General features: G+C 48.5%; 1 protein-coding gene. It reads left to right on the top strand.

What is annotated here, in order from left to right:
- The coding region (locus AC1RPQ_RS07910) for an MmcB family DNA repair protein (RefSeq protein ID WP_481762248.1) at nt 1-376 on the top strand (376 nt) is incomplete at its 5' end.
- Nucleotides 377-470 lie beyond the last annotated feature (94 nt).

Genomic DNA, 470 nt, shown 5'->3' with positions numbered 1-470 from the left:
ACGTGCCGACATAATGGCGGTGCACGTCAAAAACGAAATCGTCATGGTAGAAGTCAAATCCTCATGGGCTGACTTCAAAGTCGATAATGACAAAGGCAAGTGGCGGAAGTATCTGCCATTTTGCAATCGCATGTACTTTGCATGCGGTGCTGCCACGTATGAAAAAATTAAACCCCGCCTCCCACCGGAGGTCGGGGTATTTGTCGTTCGGTACTTCAAAGACAAGAAATACAACATTCCCAGAACGACTATACGAATGGTTAAGAGTGCTACGTATCGCGAAATTGATCCCGCGATCATGGCAAATGTGGCTATTCGCATGGCCTATCGTGGTGCCGATATGACACGATTCAAAATGAACAAACGCATTCAGTAAGGACAACACAATGTACACACGTAACCGTATTCTAGGAGTCTCCGGGGGCTCAATAAATGTCGATCCGGTGGGGGCCGGAAACGCGGTCGTGGCG

The organism is Dellaglioa sp. CoH-57-MRSF-21, from assembly GCF_056781915.1.
This window is presented reverse-complemented; position numbering and strand designations above follow the sequence as displayed.